We start from the raw sequence: 19805 nt of genomic DNA, 5'->3' as shown, positions 1-19805 counted from the left end.
ATTTTTCCATTAAAATATGCTCCTCTCATGATAACAGTCTTATTATTTCAACCAATTATCATAAAAGGAGCACATCATAAGCCACTATTACTAATTTTTATATTTATTATTAAAACATATGTATTTTATAAAATTTCTTTATTAAAAAAATGAATTAGGTTCACTCTCAGGTGCATCTTCTGGTAGACCCTCTTCTTTTTTAGGAGAATCTTCTTTTAGATGCCATTCATACCATCCACCATCATAAACGCATATATCCTTATATCCCATAGATAAAGCATAAAAATAGGTTTCACTAGCTCTCCATCCTGTTCCACAATGGAAAGATATATTTTTATCAGAAGTGATACCCCACTTGTCCCATCTCTGTTTAATAAAATTATAATTAAACATAGTGTCATCTATATTTCTATAATCTTCCATATTATATGGGTCAGATCCTGCATATGCAAATCTAGCATTTTTTATTTCACCAGCATCTTTTATATAAGTGTAACCACTTTTTATACACTTGTATTCTTCAAAACTTCTAACTGAAGCTATAACAGAGTCTTTTGTATCATTGACCATTTTAAGTTCTTCTTCATAATCTATTAAAATTCCTGGGTTTTGAGGAACATCACTACCAAAATCCTTAACAGACTTATATTCATTAACTCCACTTTCTAAAGGCATATTCATACTATTGATTAATTTTTTGCCACCATTTAGAAGCCTTACATCCTTAACTCCTGCATACTTCATAACTACACCAAGTCTAGCTGCTGCTGTTGTATTTGATCCATATACAACTACAGTAGTATCTTTAGTAATCCCCATTTCCTCTAATTTTTGTTTTATCCATTTATCCTTAGGTCTATTCCAATAACTAAATTTCTTTTCATCACTCATTTTATCATAGTTTGGAAGAATTCTTTCCCCTTCTATATGATTTAAACTATCATCAATTGTAATTGCAGATGGTATATGACCTTTATTGTAATCTCCCTTATCTTTACCAAAATCAATTTCTACAACTTTAAATTCTCCACCTTTAAATGTATCTGGATTTTTCCCCTCAACCAAATCATATACCCACTGTGGATGAACTAGTGTTTCATAATTTTTCATTTTTTCAACAGGTAATTTTTCTGATACATACTCATTAAATCCACCTGTTAATATACTTAAATCCGTAAACCCAAGTTCTTTAAATTTATTGTATATCTCTTTATCTACCTCATTGTTTGAATATATTACAGTTTTTTTGGACTTATCAATTTCTCTTCTTTTTAACTCTATGTTTATCTTAGAGAAATTACTTTCTATATCTAACCAAGAAGCTGGAAAATCAATAGAACCATCTATGTGCCCACCTGCACCTTCTTTATTATCCCAACCTATATATTGGTATTCTTCTCTTATGTCTATTACTTGTGTTCCTTTATCAATTTCCTCGTTTATTTGTGATACCTTAATACTTTTAATATCATTATTATCTTCTTGCTGTGTGCTAGAACATGCAACCGTTATCATAGACATACTTAATAATGAGATTACCATTAATACCTTTTTTGCTATATTCATTACTTTCCCTCCTAGTTTGTAAAATCCTGCATTATTAATGCTATCACAGTAGTAATCCCACCTCAAATAGAATATTTCTATAAATTACCATTTATTATAGATTTTTTATATGAATTATGATGCATACTCAAATCTGTTGCAATTTTGTTGCAATTTTGTTGCAAAATAATTGCCTATTTGTGAGGTAGTATATCTTATTTTATTTTATTATGAAAATACACAAATAAAAAATGAAATGAGGTATTCGATATGAAAAAGAAAAAAATGATTGTATTTACATTATGTTCAATTATGTCAATTGGGATTCTTGCAGGTTGTAGCCCTAAAAAAGCAACTTCAAATGAAAATAAAACAACTACCACTGAAAAAAAAGTAAATCCCAACGAAAAAAATGCAACTTCAAATGAAAATAAACAAGGAAGTTCCACTACAAGCAAACATGGAAGTATAAAGAATTTTTCAGCGAAAACGCTGAGCGGAGGTACTTTTACACAAGATAATCTTAAAAAAGCAGATATTACAGCAATTAGTTTTTGGAACACTAGTTGCAAATCTTGTGTTAAGGAAATGCCGAAACTTGCCACTATCGCAAAGGGATTACCAAAAAATATTAACATGGTTACAGCTGTCCTAGACGGAGACAGTAACAAAGAAGTCGCAAAAAAAATCTTATCTAATGCAGGATTTAAAAATACAACTTTGACAAGCGGAGATGGTGATTGGAGTTCTATTACAAAAAAAATACAATCTACACCTACAACTATTTTTGTAGATTCAAGAGGTAATATTGTAGTAGAGCCACTTGTTGGATCTGCTGGTGAGCTTTCAAAAACCTATAAATCTAGCGATCTTGCAAAAATCTATAAAGATAGTATAAACAATGCTTTAAAATCTATTGGAAAACCAGCTCTTAAATAACGGTTGACAGTAAAAATTCTAAAATTCAAGTTGTCTTAACAATATGGAGGTTGCTGGTTTTCTCAGCAGCCTTCTTTTCTGTGAAATTCTACGAAAAGAAAATTTGGATCGCTCCAATTCTTATATTCTTTATAAGAATTACATTTGTAGGGTAATATTTCTGCTTGATCAAAGTTAGATGTGTACTCTTGCAGACCTCAGTGTAAATGTATCTCTAACTGTTTGTAGTTTTATGTTATAATTTTGTTAATTACATTTTGTAAGGAGGTTCACAATGGCAAAAATATATTTAGCAGATGATGAAAAAGAAATCCGAAATATCCTTTTCGCTTTTCTAAAAAACGAGGGGCATGAAGTAACCGCCTTTGACACGGGAGACCTGTTACTGGAGAACTTTAAACAGTCACAATGTGATCTAGTTCTCCTTGATATTATGATGCCTGGATCAGATGGAATCAGCATACTTATGTCGTTACGCGAAATCTCCAAAGTACCGGTTATTCTGATTACAGCTAAGGACAGTGACAATGATTACTATAGTGGTCTATCCTTAGGTAGCGACGATTACATCACAAAACCGTTTAAGCCCATGTTGCTTTCTGCAAAAATTAAAGCATTGCTACGCCGAATTGAATTTGAAGCTCAAAATGCCCAGCCTCTTGATACAGATAAATTATTTTGCGGAAATCTCTTCTATTGCGGAAAAACCCATGAGTGCTCTGTAGATTGTCAAATCATCAATTTGACACCTACTGAAATAAAATTCTTAACTTACATGATGCGCCGATTTGGCGATGCGGTGAGCCGTGACGAAGTTCTTGAGGAAGTTTGGGGTATGAATTTTGAAATTGAAACCCGCGTAGCTGACGAAACCAACCGAAGAATACGAAAAAAGCTCACAGCTGCTGGAGCAGATGTTTATATTCAGACAGTATGGGGTTATGGATTTAAAATGACTAGAAAGGAAGATGCTTAAATATGTTACGAAACAACCATAAGGCACTATACTTTCTAACGGGACTTTCCATATTTTTCGGAGTTTTAATTATTGTAATGTTTTATACACTAGAAATGAACCACATAGAAAAAAGTACTGTTACAGCACTAAATCAATACTTAAAAAATAAGAAAAATTCAGATGATATTCTTCCTGATGTTTTTATTCTTCATATGGAAAATCTAGATAAAGATACGTTTCCTAATCCGGAAATGAAAATGGTTTCTTATTATCTTGCAAACAAACAGAAAATGCCCTTTGGAAACGTGCAAAAGTTCCAACAAAACAGAGATCTTTTGTATTTTATACCTACAACAGAGAACCTGTCCAAAGTAGATAACTCCACCTCTGGTAAAGAAGCCATACTTATTTATGTGGATGTTTCATTTGAACGTTATCTGGTAAAAACAACCACACTGATTCTTATAGGAATCATGGTTGTCATATCCCTTTTACTTTACTTTGTAGCTAGGCATGTAGCAAAAACTTTGGATGAGAAAGAACGAACTATAAAATACTTTTTCGAAAATGCCTCCCACGAACTAAAAACGCCTCTTATGGCTATTAGAGGTTATGCAGATGGAATAATAAGCGGTTTTGCTTCCCAAAAAGGTAGCTGCGAGATTATTGTAAAAGAAACGGAGCGAATGAACAGTCTGATTGAGAATATCCTACGACTTAGCAAAGTAGACAGTGGTATGACAGTTCCAAACATAAATATATATGATGTCAGAGAAATAATTTATGACTCTATTCATATAATAGAGCCCTCACTACAGAAAAAAGGGCTGAAACTGTTTCTAAATCTTCCAGATCCCCTTATGGTTCACTGTGATGAAGATATGGTGTTTTCTGCAATATCCAATATTTTAACAAATAGCACAAGATACACAAATTCCGCCATATGGATTGAGGCTTCAAAAAAAGACAGAGCAATTGTAATAAAAATTTCCGATGATGGAACAGCACTCTCTTCCGAAGATCAAGAACATGTATTTGACAGATTTTATAAGGGTGCTAAGGGACAAATTGGCATTGGAATGGCCTTATCTCAAGAGTATATCCGCCTTCATAAAGGTGAAATATTTTTGGAAAGAACAGATAAAACCATGTTTATCATCTGTCTGCCAATAAACTCAAAATAAATATTGATTTAAAAGCCAACTGTTTACTGACTACTCTAGATAGAAGTAAAAAAAACGATAAACAAGAGTTTCAGCTTTTATGAGAATATCAATTCAAAGCTGCTGGCTGAAAAAATATTTCGACCATGTTCCAGGTTGAAATATTTTCATGGCCTTGATTGAAGAAACCAGCAATAACTTGAAACAAATTGTTAATGACATCGATAACTATCCTGATAAAACCACAGAAGGCACCGTAGCAAATCTCTATCTTACAGCAATGGATAAAAAAGACAGGAAAAAGGCTGATCTAAGTTCTCTTAAGTCCTATTTGAAGGCTACTACTCTTGGAATAGCGCTCCTTATTATTGATAAAATAAGATTGTCATTAGGATACCCCCCAATCCCTAGTGTGTATAATAATAAATAATATAATATTAGCTATTATTACAACGTTTCTAACTATATTATTTCTCATGTCTAAATAATCAGACGCAATATTAAAATTATTACGAAATGACCTGTGAGAAATAAAATAGCATTAATTAATTGCCCCCTGTGTTTTTTCCTTATTTACAGTGTTTATAAATCCTACTTAAAATAATTTAATTACTCTAGTTTTATTTTTAATCATGACTACCCGTGTTAAAAGGCTATATTTATTACGAAATCGTTAAGTTATTCTTCATTAAAATAAGGCATGAAAAAATCCTTGCATCCTCTCATGCAGCTTTGTTCAGTTAAAAAATTAATATTATTTGTTATTTTTACATAATATAATCTCTTTCAGCAACCATAAGGCGAAAGTAATTATTTAAAAACTTTTTTACATTAACCACTTTATGGATTTATCGTGCTGTAACGGATACAGGATCAAGAAAAAATAGACCAGAGTTACTATCAAACTCCTCTACCTTGGCAACAATTCGTACATTTTTTCCCACTTTAATTTCAGATTCTAAATCTATAGTATCCAAATCCAAATCATAAGCAGCCACATTCTTAAATTTAAATGCTGGCCCAGTTTGATGATCAGGATCATAATCACCTGTACTCACAAGAATATCATATCTTGTATCATAATTTTCATAATTCATTAAATGATCAATTCTACCATCAAATTCAATAGTTTTTCCTTTATATTTTTTTGCAAAACTTGAATATGATTCATCTATATCGTCTTTATTTGATAGCATATTAGCAAGTTCCTCACAATTATCAATAGTTAACACTTTATTGGATATATCTTCTTGCTCCATATTTTTGCCATCCTTTTCAGTACTCTGTTCTTGCTTTGTGTTTTTTTCTGATTTCTTTTGTGTTTGTTCACTTTCTTTTTTTGGGAAAGCATGATATCTTATGATAACTTGGGTGTCAGCCCTAACCCACTTATCTGGGGAATAGTCAAAATCTCCTCCTACAGAGACATCTTCTACTTCACCTTCTTTTGTCAACAAGCCAGTAACCAAGTCTTCTATTTTTTCTAGCTTGATATTAGTAAAACCATTCTCCTCGAATGACTCTTCCACACTTTTGTAATCTCGCCCATTCATTGCAGATGGACCTGAGGGGGTTTTAGCCTCCCCCTTATGATCACTACTATCACATGCAACAACAGTGATACAACAAATGATTGCTATTAAAATACACATAAATCTTTTCATAATTTTCCACCTCAACCATTAAATTCATATTTATTATATTTGATTATTCCAAAACTTTTTCACATTAACTACTTCATGATTTAATCTAGAGTATTCCCCTGCAAATGCCATTACATGACTTTCCACAGAAGTAATTGCACCAGTTTTTACTTCCTTATTATTTAAACTTACGGCTTTAACAAATTCCTCCATTAGCTTAAAATCTCCCCCACCATGACCACTTTTTATCACTTTAGGATGAATTACTGTGTGGTGATTATCTCCAAATTTATGCACCTCTATCACATTCTTGTGAAAATCTCCACCCACTTCTCCATGAGAAAACATAAGCTTTATGGTTCTTGTGCAATCCTTTGTAAATGCTGATAAGTTAAAAGTGGCAGTTATATTGTCTTCAAACTCGAATATACTTACCATATGATCCACCACGTTGTTGTCACATTTGTACACACATCTTCCATAAGGGCCAGTAGTTATAGCCTTTGCCAAATTTTCTTTTGTAGGGTTGGCATCCACTGCGTATAAAGATGCCTTAAGTACATCATCTTCCAAATATATTTTCTTCGCACTATAGGGACAGGCTCTTTCAGCCTTGCAGTCTACACATTTATTTGCCATGTTTTCTTTGAAGCTTTCTTCTTTCATATGACTTAAACTTCCAAAGGAAGATATATATTTGCAACTTTTCCCTGTTAACCATAATAATATATCCATATCATGACAACTTTTAGCCAATATTAGCGGACTTGTTTCATGGCTATTTCTCCAGTTTCCACGTGTATAGCTATGTGCAAAATGGTAGTATCCTATGTTTTCATTGTGTTGTATGCTTATAAGGTTGCCTAATTCTTTGCTGTCCACTATTCTTTTTAGCTCACTGAAAAATGGTGTATATCTTAGAACGTGACATATGACAAACACTTGGTCTTTGTGTTTTTTTGCCAGTTGTCCTAGTTTGATTACTTCCTCCAGTTTATTTGACATGGGCTTTTCTAGTAACACATGATATCCTTTTTCTAGGGCTGTTTTAGTTGGTTCAAAATGGGATTCATCACTGTTGGCTATTATTATTGCGTCTGCTAATTTAGGTTTTGATAAGAGTTCTTCATATGAGGAATATGTATTTTCTTCTTTTATGTTGTATCTATTTTTAAAGTTATTTCTTTTTTCGTCCTTGGGTTCTGCTACTGCTACTATTTCTCCTAGGTTGGGGTTTTCCAGTAGATAGGGTGCGTAGGCATTCATCCCCCTTGATCCTGCTCCTATTACAGCAACTGATATTTTTTTCATATTATCTCCACCCTTAATTTGTATTATAGGTAATTGTTTCCTTCTATTTATATATTCATATAAACATAATTAAAATGAGGAAAATTTAAGCTTTTAATTAATATTTTTGTCTTAAGATTTGTTTAGATACTGAACAATTTGTTGTTCTTATCAAAACTCATTGTTACAATATGGTTGAAATGTGTTTTTTACATTATTGTAAATATTATAATTTATTCTAAAGGAGTATAAAGTTCATGAAAAAAAAATTGGTAATTCCATTTATAGTTGTACTTAGTCTATTTTTTTATATAGTATCCTCAAATATTAATAAAGAAGTATCTGATTATGACTATGGTGTAGTATATAGCTTGACTCACTCCAAGTCTAGAATAGTAACATATGATAAAAGTGGGAAGCTAATCGACGATAAAAAATTGAAATTTAGAGGAATTAATCTAGGTGGTTTTACTGAGGTCGGTTTAAAAAACGGTGATGATATTTATTATGCAGATCCAATTTATAAAAACCATATTAATAATTATATAGTTAAAATAAATATGAATACATTAAAAGCCAAGGAAGTTGATGCTTATAATATTTCTCCTACAATTTTTTGCATAGATGATAAATACGCTTACACAGGTGCTTCTAATGCACAAGGAACACAAATTAATAAAACAGATATTAAAAAAAATCAAGTGATTGAATCTACACAAATTGATGATGCAGGATGTTTCTTATTAGAAAATAAAGATAAGCTTTATTCTATAAATAATGACGATGATGCACCAAAGAATTGTCATACTAATTTATATATTTTAAATAAATCTAATTTAAAAGTTAGTGATACTATTGATTTAGGTGAATCAACTTATGTATCTGATGCTAAAATAATAGGTGAAAATATGTATGCATTGCTATATTGTGATGGAAATGATGAATTCTCAAACATAATGCTGAAAATAAATTTAAAAGAAAAATCTATAGAAAAAATCAAATTACCATTTAAAAATTTAGGGCGTATGCATTTACATAATAATAATCTATATGTAGTTGAATATGATTCACACGATAATGATACTGGAAATAGAATTGCTAAAGTTGATTTGAATAATATTGAAAATATCAAAGTATTTAAAAGTAAAAACAAAAACAGTTGTAGTTATATTCATGACAATAAATTTATATCTTGTGACGGAGAATATATATATACTTATAATATTGATGATTTTAAACTATTAGATAAATTCGAAATTAAGCAATTTGATGATTTGAATTTTGTGTCTTTTTACATAAAATAAAGAATGCCTAAAATTAAGGCCCTTTAAATCCGAATAAGTGGATTTTAAGGCCCTTTTTAGCATTTTACGAATTTTTTGTAGGATTGACATCCACTGAATATAAATATGTTTTAAGTTTCTTTTTATTCATGAAAGTAATGATATGGATCATCAGGATCTAAATATCCTGGATTTATAACATTGCAATATTCATCTCTACCATTATCATCTCTATAATCATCATATGGACATTCATTTTCCCATTCAAAATACAATGTTTCTTTTATATCTTCATGAATTTCATCTAAGGTAGCTATTAAATTGTTCACGTTTTTAAAATAAGTTTTCATTCTTTCAATTTCGAATTTTGTGAAATAGTGATTTATATTTACAGCCTCAGGCCTTTTATTAATGCTTATTGTTTTATATGTTTCTGTTATTGCATTTACATAATCTCTTTGCCTTTTACTTCTATCTTCTGTATATTTATATAATTCATATTTTACACTACTTTTAATATCTTCCTGTGTTACATTGCATAATCTGTTCATTATTTCTGATAACTCAGAAGTTATAAGTCTTACCTCTCCACATAATTCATAGCATATAATATCATATATTTTGTCATATAATTCTTTATCTGAAAATTCTTCTCTAATTTCCTCGTGTATATCTTTAATTCTTCTTCTAGTAGATTGTCCACTTAAATTTGGATTTTCATCTGAACTTTCCAACATAATGCATACCCCCTAATAATAATTATTTGCACTTACAAGTTCTATCCGGTTTGCCTAATAACTCTATATTCATATGTTAATTTATTTACCATTATGTTACTAAAAATTTAAATAAATTTATGCGCTTCCGAAGCTGTATATAAGCATGCACTTGAAAATTACGAGGCTATACATATAGATTTATAATAAAATTTGATTAGATAACTCTCTTAATAATAAAAGAGAACTATGGTATTTAAAAGTATATAGGTTACTTAATATATTCTAAAATCAAACAGGTATCTAATATTACTTAGTTATGTAAGATATTTGTTTGATTTTTATGCATTATGCTATGACTAAATTAATAATTAATATAAATAAAAAAAGGGGGATTTATTATGGAATTAGCAAATAGCACTTGTTATGCCTTTGGAATATCTACAACTTTTGTTTATATAGCTTTAAGCATAGTAATTATAGGTGGTGGAGTTTTTTTATATAAAAAATTAAAGAATAAAAAGTAATATTTTTTGAAAAGAACACCATACTTGTAATTTTAAGATATTGTATCACTCTATCCTTTGAAGTTTCTGTAAAAGTTTGTTTTTAAGATATTATTCTCATTTTCTATAATTTTAGATATAAAAATAAGGCAAGTCATATTTTATATAACTTGCCTTACTCTTATTAATTTTATACGATAGCTGCCTTTTTAATAACTATATTATCTCAAATACATTACTTTGAAAGTAACTCAAGTGCATTGGCATATATTTTAGCCAAAGTTATCAGATGATCTATTTTTATATATTCATGATTAGTATGTTCCACAACTTCCTCTCCTGGAATGCATGGACCAAATGCTACTATATTATTAAGGTGTTTTGCATAAGTTCCTCCACCAATTGCAGTAGCAGTACTATCTCCACCGTAAAATTCACTATATACATCTGTTACAGTTTTTATAAGTCTACTATCCTTGCTCACATAAAGTGGTTTTGCATTTTCCACATTCTCTGCATCAAATCCTTGTAACTTAGCCAAGAAAGTTTCCAATATTCCTTTCTCAGTCTTTGTGCATGGGTATCTTAGGTCCATATGTACACGAAGTTTTCCATCTACAACCTCTACAATACCCATATTCATTGTTAATTGTCCTGTTTCATCTTCCATATCTACACCAAGCTCAGCTCCAAAAGTTCCTTCACATAAATACTTACGTATAAATGCAAGTTCTTCTCCTTCTTTGCCTTCAACAAGGTTGTTATCTACTAAATATTTAATTAATATGCCAATAGCATTTTTGCCTGTATGTGGTATACTTCCATGAGCAGGAATACCCTTAGCTGATACAGTTACGCTTTTATCAGCATTTTCTTTGCAAGTAATGTTTTGTGTCTCTGGACACGTTTTCCCAGTAATAATGGCTTCGGCTTTATCAGGAACAGCATTTACCACTATTCCACCAGCTATGCTCTTAATGTTTGAACCATCTGTCAAATCAAATGGAGTAGTTAGTTCAAAACGAAGAATTCCTTTTTCACCATAAATTGCTGGAAAATCAGCATCTGGTGTAAATCCGTAAATAGGTGCTTTTTCTCTTTCATTATAATACTCCATATCTTCACAACCTGTTTCTTCATCACATCCAAAGATAATTCTAATTTTCTTAGAAGGCTTAAACCCAGATTCTTTAAGCGCTGCTAATGCAAACAAGGCTGCATTTATAGGTCCTTTATCATCAACAGTACCTCTTCCCCATAATTTATCATCAACTATTTCACCAGAATAAGGCCCATATTGCCATCCATCTCCCTCTGGAACTACATCCAAATGACCAAGAGCACAAACGTATTCTTCCCCTTCACCATATTCTGCATATCCATAGTAATTGTCTACGTTGGTTACTTTAAACCCTAGTTTTTCAGCAATCTCAAGTTGTTTATTAAGGGCTTTGCATACTCCTTCACCAAATGGCATTCCTTTTTTAGGTGTATCTCTTACACTTTTAATTTTAACCATATCTTGTAGGGCTTTGATTAATTCTTTACTGTTTTTTTCAACGATTTCGTTTAATTTATTATTCATTTCTTATACCTTCTTTCATAAAATAATCATATTTTATTTCATTTAATCAGTAGTTATATCTTTTTGTATAACTTAAGTGAAATTCTTATAATAATAAATCCTGCTCATAAGTATTATGTTAGCTATTTTGTAATATACTACCATTTATTATAGTCCTCAATCTAGTCAAGAGTCAATCGAATGGCATTTTTAGAATATTTACCCACATACACATTACCTGCATCCCATGATTCATGCCTTACTGGAAACAAGTAGCTAAAGACCTTCTTTTTAATTACTTTAGCATATCCTGTAGATTGTGTGAAAAGTCCCTAAATCTGGCATGTTAATGCATTGGATTTGCTATTTTCTTGTTTCCACTCACCTCTCAAGTCAGCTATTTTCTTTTGATTTGATCACTATGTATATTATAATTTATAAAAATAGCTATGATCTCATAACCATAGCTATTTAACATGAAACTTCTTAAATTACACGTCTCCATTTCCACTCTTAATTTGTTTATAATTTACTAAAACAAAAATTATTCTTTCCTCATTTCATAATCCTCTTCCAACTTCATCATTCACATAATTTGAGGCAAATTCTTATGATATGCCAAAATTATAGCACAATAGAATTATTTTCAAGTTATGCAAAATCTTGAAACAAACACTCTGAGTTTGCACTACTGTACACACCTATTCAAAACATATAAATGTCTTGAATTTACTACTTATTATAAAGTGATTTATGATCTTTTATTGCAAAATTATCTGTCATGCCTGAAATATAATCACATATTGTTCTCATCAATGCATTTTTATAGATGTCTTCAATGGTAAAACCATGTTTCATTATTTTATAATGTAAGTCAGATATAAAATCTCTTTTATCTCCAGTGTTTTTTACCTTTTCAAAACTATCTAATACATTTCCTATAAATTCTTTTTCACCTTTATCCATATCATCATTGAAAATTTGTTTTAAGTCACTTTTTTTGTCATGTATATTTTTAAATAATTTATCTATAGTTTTATCTCTAAGTTGTTGAGGATTATGAGTATATGCTTCAAATAACTTTGTTATTATATAACTTCCTACTCCATCCATTCTTTGTGCCTCAAATGATTTTAATATTCTATTCTTCAAAAACCTTTGAAACTCTTCATCTGCTGCTTTTACATCTTGAGAAAAACTAACAATACTCAATATGTAACTCTTTTCTTTTTCTTTGTTTTCTATTGGTAAATTGCTAATTTTCTTTCTACTATTATAAAAGTCACTATTTGAACCGATATTAAATTTTCCTTTCATCTCTATAAGATTTGCTTTAGTTTGATTTATTAAATCTGTAGTCAAAAAATCCACAATAAATTTAGAAAACTTAGCTATCGCTTTATACTTATTATCTTCATTTTCTAACTCATCAAGTGAATATCTTTGATTAGTGTATTCATATTTTTTAAGAATCTCACTAAATCTCTTACTTATTTCATCATATATATCTCTAATACTTAATATATTAAATTCAATTGCATCTTCAATATCATGGTGTCTTTGTGCAATCTCATCTGCCAATGCTACTACTAAACCTTCAATAGTCCAAAATTTATCATGTTCTAATTTGTTGAGATAATTATCATAGTACTGTAAAGATAGATTATAACCACAATTGTCATGCTTTGAATTTTTATGTTTTAAATTACAATTAACAAAATCATCCTTTTTTAAATCTAAGCATTTTTTATATTTTTTAGAACTATGATTTACAATTCCCCATATAGTTTCTTTAGTAAGATTTAAAGGCTCTTCCTCAAGTTCATTTACTACTCTTATTCCTTGTAAATTATGTTTGAATCCTTTATTTTCATCTAAAATATTTTCATTAAAATCCGATATTTTGTAGCATCCATTCATTATTTGATTTAATGTTCTTTCTCCTACATGACCAAACGGTGTATGCCCTAAATCATGTCCTAATGCTATTGCTTCTGTTAAGTCTTCATCTAATCCTAATTCCTTAGATATAGTTCTTGCAATTTGAGAAACTTCTAAAGTATGTGTTAATCTTGTTCTTATATGATCATCATTAGAAGTTGTAAACACTTGAGTTTTACCACTTAATCTTCTAAATGCTCTAGAATACAATATCCTATCTCTATCCCTTTGAAAATTATTTCTTATTGGATGAGTAGGAACAGGCTCAATAGACCTCTCTACTTCTTTCTCGTTTGCCCTAAATATTTGTTTACTTTTTATATCTTCATATTTAATATTTAATTCTTGTGTTTTCATTCTTACACTCCCTACTTTATAAAATATAATTTAAGCCTCTTCCAACGCTCCTCTAACCTTTTCCATAAATTCATGAGCACTTTTCTCAGGTCCTCTAAATTCAACTTCTTCGCCAAGAGCTTCAAAGTGCTTTCTTGCACACTTAATCTTAGCTTTTTCCTCTTCTCTAAGAAGATTAATATCACTTTTACCTTTAGTTTCAACTACAAAATACAGTCTTTCTTCATCAAACTCATTTATTACAACTGCCCAATCAGGGTTGTAACTTCCAATAGGAGTTTCTATCTTAAACCAGCTAGGAAGTTTAACATAAACCTTAACTTCTTCTCTCTCTTCAAACTTTTTCGCAAATTCTATCTCCACATTGGAATCACAAATAGCATAGTTATAAGGAGACTTTTTACTTTCTACGATTTTGTCGTTTAGGTAAGCTAGAAGTTCACCATCATTGAACATTTCTATGGAATAATAATCTCCACCTCTAAACTTAGAATAACTTATACCATCTACTACCATAAGTCTTAGATTTTTTCTAATTATTCTAGTTACTTCTTCTATGTATTTTTGAGGATTTCTTTTAAAATCTTCAAGCCTTTTAGAATTAATTAACATATCTATTATTGTTTTTCTAGTTAAGTTAGTTTTATTTTGCAAATCAGTTATTATATCTGGTAGCTGGATATTGTACTCCAACTTGTCTTCATCTTCTCTTATGGTTCTTCCTTGTAAACCTGTTTCTCTCTCCATTTTGTCTATGGTATCTTTTGATGAAAATATTCTAGGTGAGTTTATTTTAGGCATTGCTTTTATGTCTTCTATAGATTTTCTTATTAATTCTTTGCTGTCAAATTGTAAACGGTAAATAGTTTTAGCTTTTATTTTGTTCCACAGATTCACAAACTCTTCACTATCTAACACAGCCTTGTTAAGTTGAACTCTTTTTTTCTTAGATGCATCTTTAATTTCATAGCCCTTAGTTCTTTTTTTCAGTTCTTCATGTATTCCAATATAAAAATCCATAAATTCATCATCTAGTTCTAAGCTATTTTCACTTCCAGCTTCAGAATCTATGGCAATTTTTAACTTATCTGTAACATTACCTTTTTCAGTTATATATTCTTTCTTCACTAGATACTGGTAAAGTTCTTGTGACTTATCATATCCCATATAAATATTTTCACCAAAGTTATTATTATCAGCTCTCTTCACATTGGCGAAACTGTGTTTTTCAATTACACCAAATCTTATATTAGTATCTCTTTCAATTTCACTTTGAAGTCCACTTACAAACTCAGAATAAGACTCATTTGCCATAACAGTTAGCCTATTTACTCCGTAGTCCTCTACCCTTTCACCTTCTTGATTTACACAAAGTCTAAGACCACGACCTATTTCTTGTCTTCTACTTATATATGTCCCTTTTGACTCTTTTAGCGTACATATTTGGAAAACATTAGGGTTGTCCCATCCTTCTCTAAGAGCAGAGTGGGAGAAAATAAATCTAAGAGGATTATCCATACTTAGAAGTCTTTCCTTATCTTTCATAATTAAGTTGTAAGCATCATCATCAGCCTTGGTATTTCCCTTAGTATCTTTATAAACTATCTTTCCTTTTTTCTTATCTGAAGCAAAATAACCATTATGTGTAAACATTACATCTATATCTGTATTTTCATTGTCTTTGTATTTATCTAAAGTAATCATCTTAGTATATTCTTCTTCAAACATTTTGGCATACTTACCTTTTGTAGGGTTATTGTCTTTGTCGTATTCTCTATAATTGGAAACTTTATCAATAAAAAACAAACTAAGTACTTTTATTCCCTTTTTATTAAGCATTACTTCTTTGTCCAAATGTTCTTCTATGGTTTTCCTTATTTGAAATCTTTTAACAGCATCTTCGTCCAAATCGCCTATACACTCATTAAGATAAATTACTTTACCATTTTTAAACTCAACGTATGATTTATTACTATTCCAGTCCATATCTGTGATTTTATAATCATTATACATTTCACGACCATTTGATAATTCTTTCAAATCATCACCATATTTAAAAGCTACTTTCTTTCTTTTTACTACACCAGTTTTTTTGTCCTCCACATCTATTTCAGCTTTACCTTTTCTCTCTCCTACTTCCACAAGCTTTATATATGGTAAGTTGAAAGAATCCTCACTTCTAATAGATAATACTTCTATCCTTTTAACAAGCTTACTTTCATAAGCATCTACAGCATCAAGTCTATATACCATGTTATACTCATGTACGTGAGTAGCAGAATATCTTAGAGTACACAGTGGATTTAAAGATTTTATAGCTTCTTTAGATTTATCTGTGGTGTCCACACTTTGTGGCTCATCTATTATAACTATGGGATTAGTATCTTTAATCAAATCTATTGGCTTTTGACCATTTAGCTTATCTTGTGGTCTATGTATTATATTAGATTGATTTTCTTTAGTACGGTCATCAAAACTCTTTTTAAAAGCATCTATATTTATAATCATTATTTCAATAGTATTTGAAGTGGCAAAACTTCTTACTTTATCCAGCTTATTTGAATCATAAATAAAATAGTTTGCAGGCTCATTATTGAATATAGAGTTAAAATGCTCCTTTGTTATTTGCAAAGTTTTATACACTCCTTCTCTAATGGCAACAGAAGGAACTACTATTACAAACTTAGTAAATCCATAGTTTTTATTAAGTTCATATATACTTTTTAAATAGACATAAGTTTTTCCCGTACCTGTTTCCATCTCCACAGTAAAATTACTTCCTATAGGCTTTTCATTTCTATTTAAAACGCCATCTATACCTTTAAGATCTTCACTTCTTTTTAAATTATTTTTCATTTGAATGTTTTGGACATTTTCTAAAACAGCATCATAAGTTAAATCCAAACTATTTCCTATTCCTGTATTTGTATACACTACACCCATTTGCTCTTGTCCACTATTTATATTATTGCTATTTAAAACTGTAAAATTTGATTGTCTACTTTGCTGTCCTTTGAAGATATATACTATGGAAGAAATTGCATCATTTTGATACTGTAGATTAGACTGAAATTTTAATTTCATAACTACACACTCCTTACATCAGTTATCTTAAATTGTTTTAAGTTTTGAATAGCATTTATTTTAGCATCATCACTCATAAATCCAGCTTCTTTGAAGATTACCTTAGTTTCCATAAATAGCGCTTTGTGTTTTGGTATTTCATCTATAACATCTTGTGTGATTTTATCATCTAAACAAGCAAGTAATGCTCCACAACCTATATTGTAAAGATTGTTGTATCCTACTACGATTTTTTCTATTTTTGCAGTTAAATCTATACCACTTTTTAGCAGTATTTCATATAGCAAATCTTCACTTGTTCTTTCTTCTTTAAGGTTAGTATTCATTTTCTTAAGTTGATTTTCTAAGTCGTTCACATCACACATACTCGAATCCCAAGATTTTAAATTAGAAGAGTCTAGCTTAAATACTTTAAATCCTATATCAAGATTCTCTATTCCTTCTTTGTCTTTGTTTTCTGATATTACTTTTTCTCCAGCTCTTCTTATACGCTCTTTTCCTATTTCGCAGATATTTTTATATCCTGATTTATATGCCTCACTTTTTTCGTCTACTAATTCTGGTATTTGTACCATAACAAATTGTAAATTTTTATTTTCCTCTATATTAATTTTCATAACGGCTTCTGCTGTAGTAGATGATCCTGAAAAGAAGTCCAATACTATACCATTATTAAATCTTGGTAGTTCAAGTATCCTATTCATTAATTTAAGAGATTTGGGATAGTCCATTATAGCCTCACCATCAAATAAATCTTTTAACTCCCTTTTAGCATCCTGAGAATGACCTACTTCTGCATATGGCCATATTGTTAATGGAGTTGTTGTGTTTTTCACCTCGCTTAGAAAACGTTTTAGTGAAGGCACATTATTTCCATCTTCTCCAAACCATATTCTATTATCTTTGTTAAATTCATCAAATCTTTCTTTTGATAATAGCCAACATCTTCCTTTAGGAGGTAATACTCTTCTTCCACCTGGCGTTATAATTTGATACACTTTAGATTCTACTACTGGCCCTACAGAAAAATTGTCACTTTTCCAAGGCCCTCTAATATCATTGTCTGGGTTTTTATATCTATCATTTGTATCTTTACTTCTAGGAAGACCAAATTCATTTGTACTATCTAATGATTTTGCATAACACAATATATAATCATGATTTGGTGATGAAAATTTATTCATATTTACTGGAGCGTAAGCTCTTTGCCATATAAATTGAGAAATAAAATTTGACTCTCCAAATATTTCATCACAAGTTTTTCTTATATTACATATTTCTTTATCATCTATGCTTATAAATATTACTCCATCTTCTGATAAAAGATTTCTAGCTAACTTCAACCTTGGATACATCATATTTAACCAATCAGTATGATATCTGCCATTAGTCTCAGGATTAGCCTTAGTACTTTGATTTGTAATCTCCTTATAATTAGCAATATTATCCCTAAAATTATCCTTATAAACAAAGTCCTTCCCCGTATTATATGGAGGGTCTATATAAATCATTTTTACCTTACCAAAGTAACTCTTTTGCAGTAGCTTAAGCACTTCCAAATTATCTCCCTCAATATAAAGATTTTCCGTATCGTCCCAGTTTTTACTGCTTTCCTTATCAGGTCGCAAAGTTCCAGTGGAAGATGTTTGAGCTATTCTAATAGCATTACTCTTGCCATTCCAAGTAAACTCATATCTTTCTTCTTTGTCTTCCACCTTATCCCCAAGAAACAATCTCAATTTTTCAAAGTCAATCTTTTCTTCACAAAATACCTCAGGAAAAATCTCCCTCAGTTTATCCAAATTATATTTATTTAAATCTAAACTTATCCCCTTTAAAGCTTTCATTTCTTATTCCCCTTTTATTAAACATATTTCAATATATTTTTACTTTCTCTTAAATATTAATTTATTTCCAATATATTTTCTACCAATTTAAAGCAATTAAAGTTTTTAGCTATTTAATTTTAATTATATATAAAAATCAGCTACTTGAAATGTTTTATCATAATAGGTGGCTCCCATTCAAATTTTCTCCACTTCTGGATTAAATAAAGTTTTCGTAACAATATTCACACCTTTTTTCTGTATTAATTATATATATATAAAGAAGGTATTACCTGATTTTAGGTAATACCTTCTTTATATATTATTTGAATTAGATTTTAAAGTTATTTTTGTTACACCATTACTTCTAGTTACTTGAAGAGATTCTTTGGTAGACAAGAACCCACATATCTATCAAAACAACAAGGACTTTAGCTTTATCTAATATATTTCTTAACAACCTTCGCTACAGGAACACCTATAATTAACCCTACAACTATCTGAGTAATATTTCCTGGCACAGATGCTAAAGGTTGTATATAGTTTCCATATAATATTATCTCTGTTACATAATACCCAAATATCATCCAAATCCCTGACACTGCTATGGCAAAAACATTAGTTAAAACACTGTTTCCTTTTTTATTATTAGACCAGGCAATACTTCCTATAATATATCCCATTACCCCTCTAACTATAAATGTAAAAGGTGCCCACATTGCCCATTCTGACAATAGATCAAACAATCCCATACCAAAAGCACCAGCTAAAGCACCCTTTTTCTTGCCAAATACAATTGCTGAAATAAATAACATTGTATTTCCTAAGTGTACTAATCCTCCACTTGATGCTATGGGCAGTCTTATGTTAATAAACCTTGTTGCTATAAATACCAATGCTATAAGTAAAGCAGTTTCTACTAAATCTCTAGTTCCTATAGTTTTTCTACGTTCATTTGATATTTGCATTTTATATCCCCCACACACATAT

The 19805-nt window shown here is 30.1% G+C and carries 15 protein-coding genes; 6 read left to right on the top strand and 9 right to left on the bottom strand.

Annotation, left to right across the window (positions count from 1 at the left end):
- Positions 1–141: 141 nt before the first annotated feature.
- Positions 142–1566, bottom strand: coding sequence for a sulfurtransferase (locus TEGL_RS08500; protein ID WP_018591245.1), 1425 nt, complete (start codon positions 1564–1566; stop codon positions 142–144).
- A 291-nt stretch (positions 1567–1857) separates the two neighbouring features.
- On the opposite strand from TEGL_RS08500, the gene TEGL_RS08495 reads away from it, so the two are divergent.
- The 4 genes from TEGL_RS08495 to TEGL_RS08480 all read left to right on the top strand — a co-directional run bounded on the left by TEGL_RS08495 (position 1858) and on the right by TEGL_RS08480 (position 5035).
- Complete coding sequence (locus TEGL_RS08495) at positions 1858–2484, top strand: TlpA family protein disulfide reductase (RefSeq protein ID WP_161618783.1); 627 nt, start codon at positions 1858–1860, stop codon at positions 2482–2484.
- A gap of 274 nt (positions 2485–2758) precedes the next feature.
- Positions 2759–3460, top strand: a complete 702-nt coding sequence (locus TEGL_RS08490) for a response regulator transcription factor (protein ID WP_018591247.1) — start codon at positions 2759–2761, stop codon at positions 3458–3460.
- Positions 3461–3555: 95 nt separating this feature from the next.
- Positions 3556–4626 (top strand): HAMP domain-containing sensor histidine kinase, encoded by a 1071-nt coding sequence (locus TEGL_RS08485; protein WP_338460421.1) that lies wholly within the window; start codon positions 3556–3558, stop codon positions 4624–4626.
- A 148-nt stretch (positions 4627–4774) separates the two neighbouring features.
- A complete protein-coding gene (locus TEGL_RS08480) occupies positions 4775–5035 on the top strand; it encodes a hypothetical protein (RefSeq protein ID WP_018591249.1) in 261 nt (86 codons plus the stop codon).
- 418 nt (positions 5036–5453) lie between these two features.
- On the opposite strand, the gene TEGL_RS08475 is transcribed toward TEGL_RS08480, so the two are convergent.
- A complete protein-coding gene (locus TEGL_RS08475; protein WP_242827307.1) occupies positions 5454–6158 on the bottom strand; it encodes a DUF4839 domain-containing protein in 705 nt (234 codons plus the stop codon).
- Positions 6159–6302: 144 nt separating this feature from the next.
- Positions 6303–7559 carry a Gfo/Idh/MocA family protein gene (locus tag TEGL_RS08470; protein ID WP_018591251.1) on the bottom strand — a complete coding sequence of 419 codons (1257 nt, stop codon included), beginning with the start codon at positions 7557–7559 and terminating at the stop codon, positions 6303–6305.
- 236 nt (positions 7560–7795) lie between these two features.
- On the opposite strand from TEGL_RS08470, the gene TEGL_RS08465 reads away from it, so the two are divergent.
- Positions 7796–8842 carry a hypothetical protein gene (locus TEGL_RS08465; protein ID WP_018591252.1) on the top strand — a complete coding sequence of 349 codons (1047 nt, stop codon included), beginning with the start codon at positions 7796–7798 and terminating at the stop codon, positions 8840–8842.
- A 122-nt stretch (positions 8843–8964) separates the two neighbouring features.
- Here the strand turns inward: TEGL_RS08465 and TEGL_RS08460 are convergent, their stop codons facing one another.
- A complete protein-coding gene (locus TEGL_RS08460) occupies positions 8965–9558 on the bottom strand; it encodes a hypothetical protein (protein WP_018591253.1) in 594 nt (197 codons plus the stop codon).
- A gap of 380 nt (positions 9559–9938) precedes the next feature.
- Here TEGL_RS08460 and TEGL_RS08455 point away from each other — a divergent pair, with 380 nt between their 5' ends.
- Positions 9939–10064 carry a hypothetical protein gene (locus TEGL_RS08455; protein ID WP_018591254.1) on the top strand — a complete coding sequence of 42 codons (126 nt, stop codon included), beginning with the start codon at positions 9939–9941 and terminating at the stop codon, positions 10062–10064.
- Positions 10065–10278: 214 nt separating this feature from the next.
- Here TEGL_RS08455 and pepV read toward each other — a convergent pair whose 3' ends face one another.
- The 5 genes from pepV to TEGL_RS08430 all read right to left on the bottom strand — a co-directional run bounded on the left by pepV (position 10279) and on the right by TEGL_RS08430 (position 19783).
- Positions 10279–11628 carry a dipeptidase PepV gene (gene pepV / locus TEGL_RS08450; RefSeq protein ID WP_018591255.1) on the bottom strand — a complete coding sequence of 450 codons (1350 nt, stop codon included), beginning with the start codon at positions 11626–11628 and terminating at the stop codon, positions 10279–10281.
- Positions 11629–12339: 711 nt separating this feature from the next.
- On the bottom strand, positions 12340–13905 hold the full coding sequence (locus TEGL_RS08445) for a deoxyguanosinetriphosphate triphosphohydrolase family protein (protein WP_018591256.1): 1566 nt from the start codon (positions 13903–13905) through the stop codon (positions 12340–12342).
- 30 nt (positions 13906–13935) lie between these two features.
- On the bottom strand, positions 13936–16989 hold the full coding sequence (locus TEGL_RS08440; protein ID WP_018591257.1) for a type III restriction-modification system endonuclease: 3054 nt from the start codon (positions 16987–16989) through the stop codon (positions 13936–13938).
- A gap of 2 nt (positions 16990–16991) precedes the next feature.
- A complete protein-coding gene (locus TEGL_RS08435; protein ID WP_018591258.1) occupies positions 16992–18836 on the bottom strand; it encodes a site-specific DNA-methyltransferase in 1845 nt (614 codons plus the stop codon).
- 416 nt (positions 18837–19252) lie between these two features.
- Positions 19253–19783: an ECF transporter S component gene (locus TEGL_RS08430; RefSeq protein ID WP_018591259.1), complete on the bottom strand. Its 531-nt coding sequence runs from the start codon at positions 19781–19783 to the stop codon at positions 19253–19255.
- Positions 19784–19805: the final 22 nt, after the last annotated feature.

The sequence above is a fragment of the Terrisporobacter glycolicus ATCC 14880 = DSM 1288 genome, assembly GCF_036812735.1.
GTDB classification, from domain to species: Bacteria; Bacillota; Clostridia; order Peptostreptococcales; family Peptostreptococcaceae; genus Terrisporobacter; species Terrisporobacter glycolicus.
The sequence above is the reverse complement of the archived record's forward strand: the minus strand, read 5'-3'. Positions and strand labels throughout refer to the sequence as shown.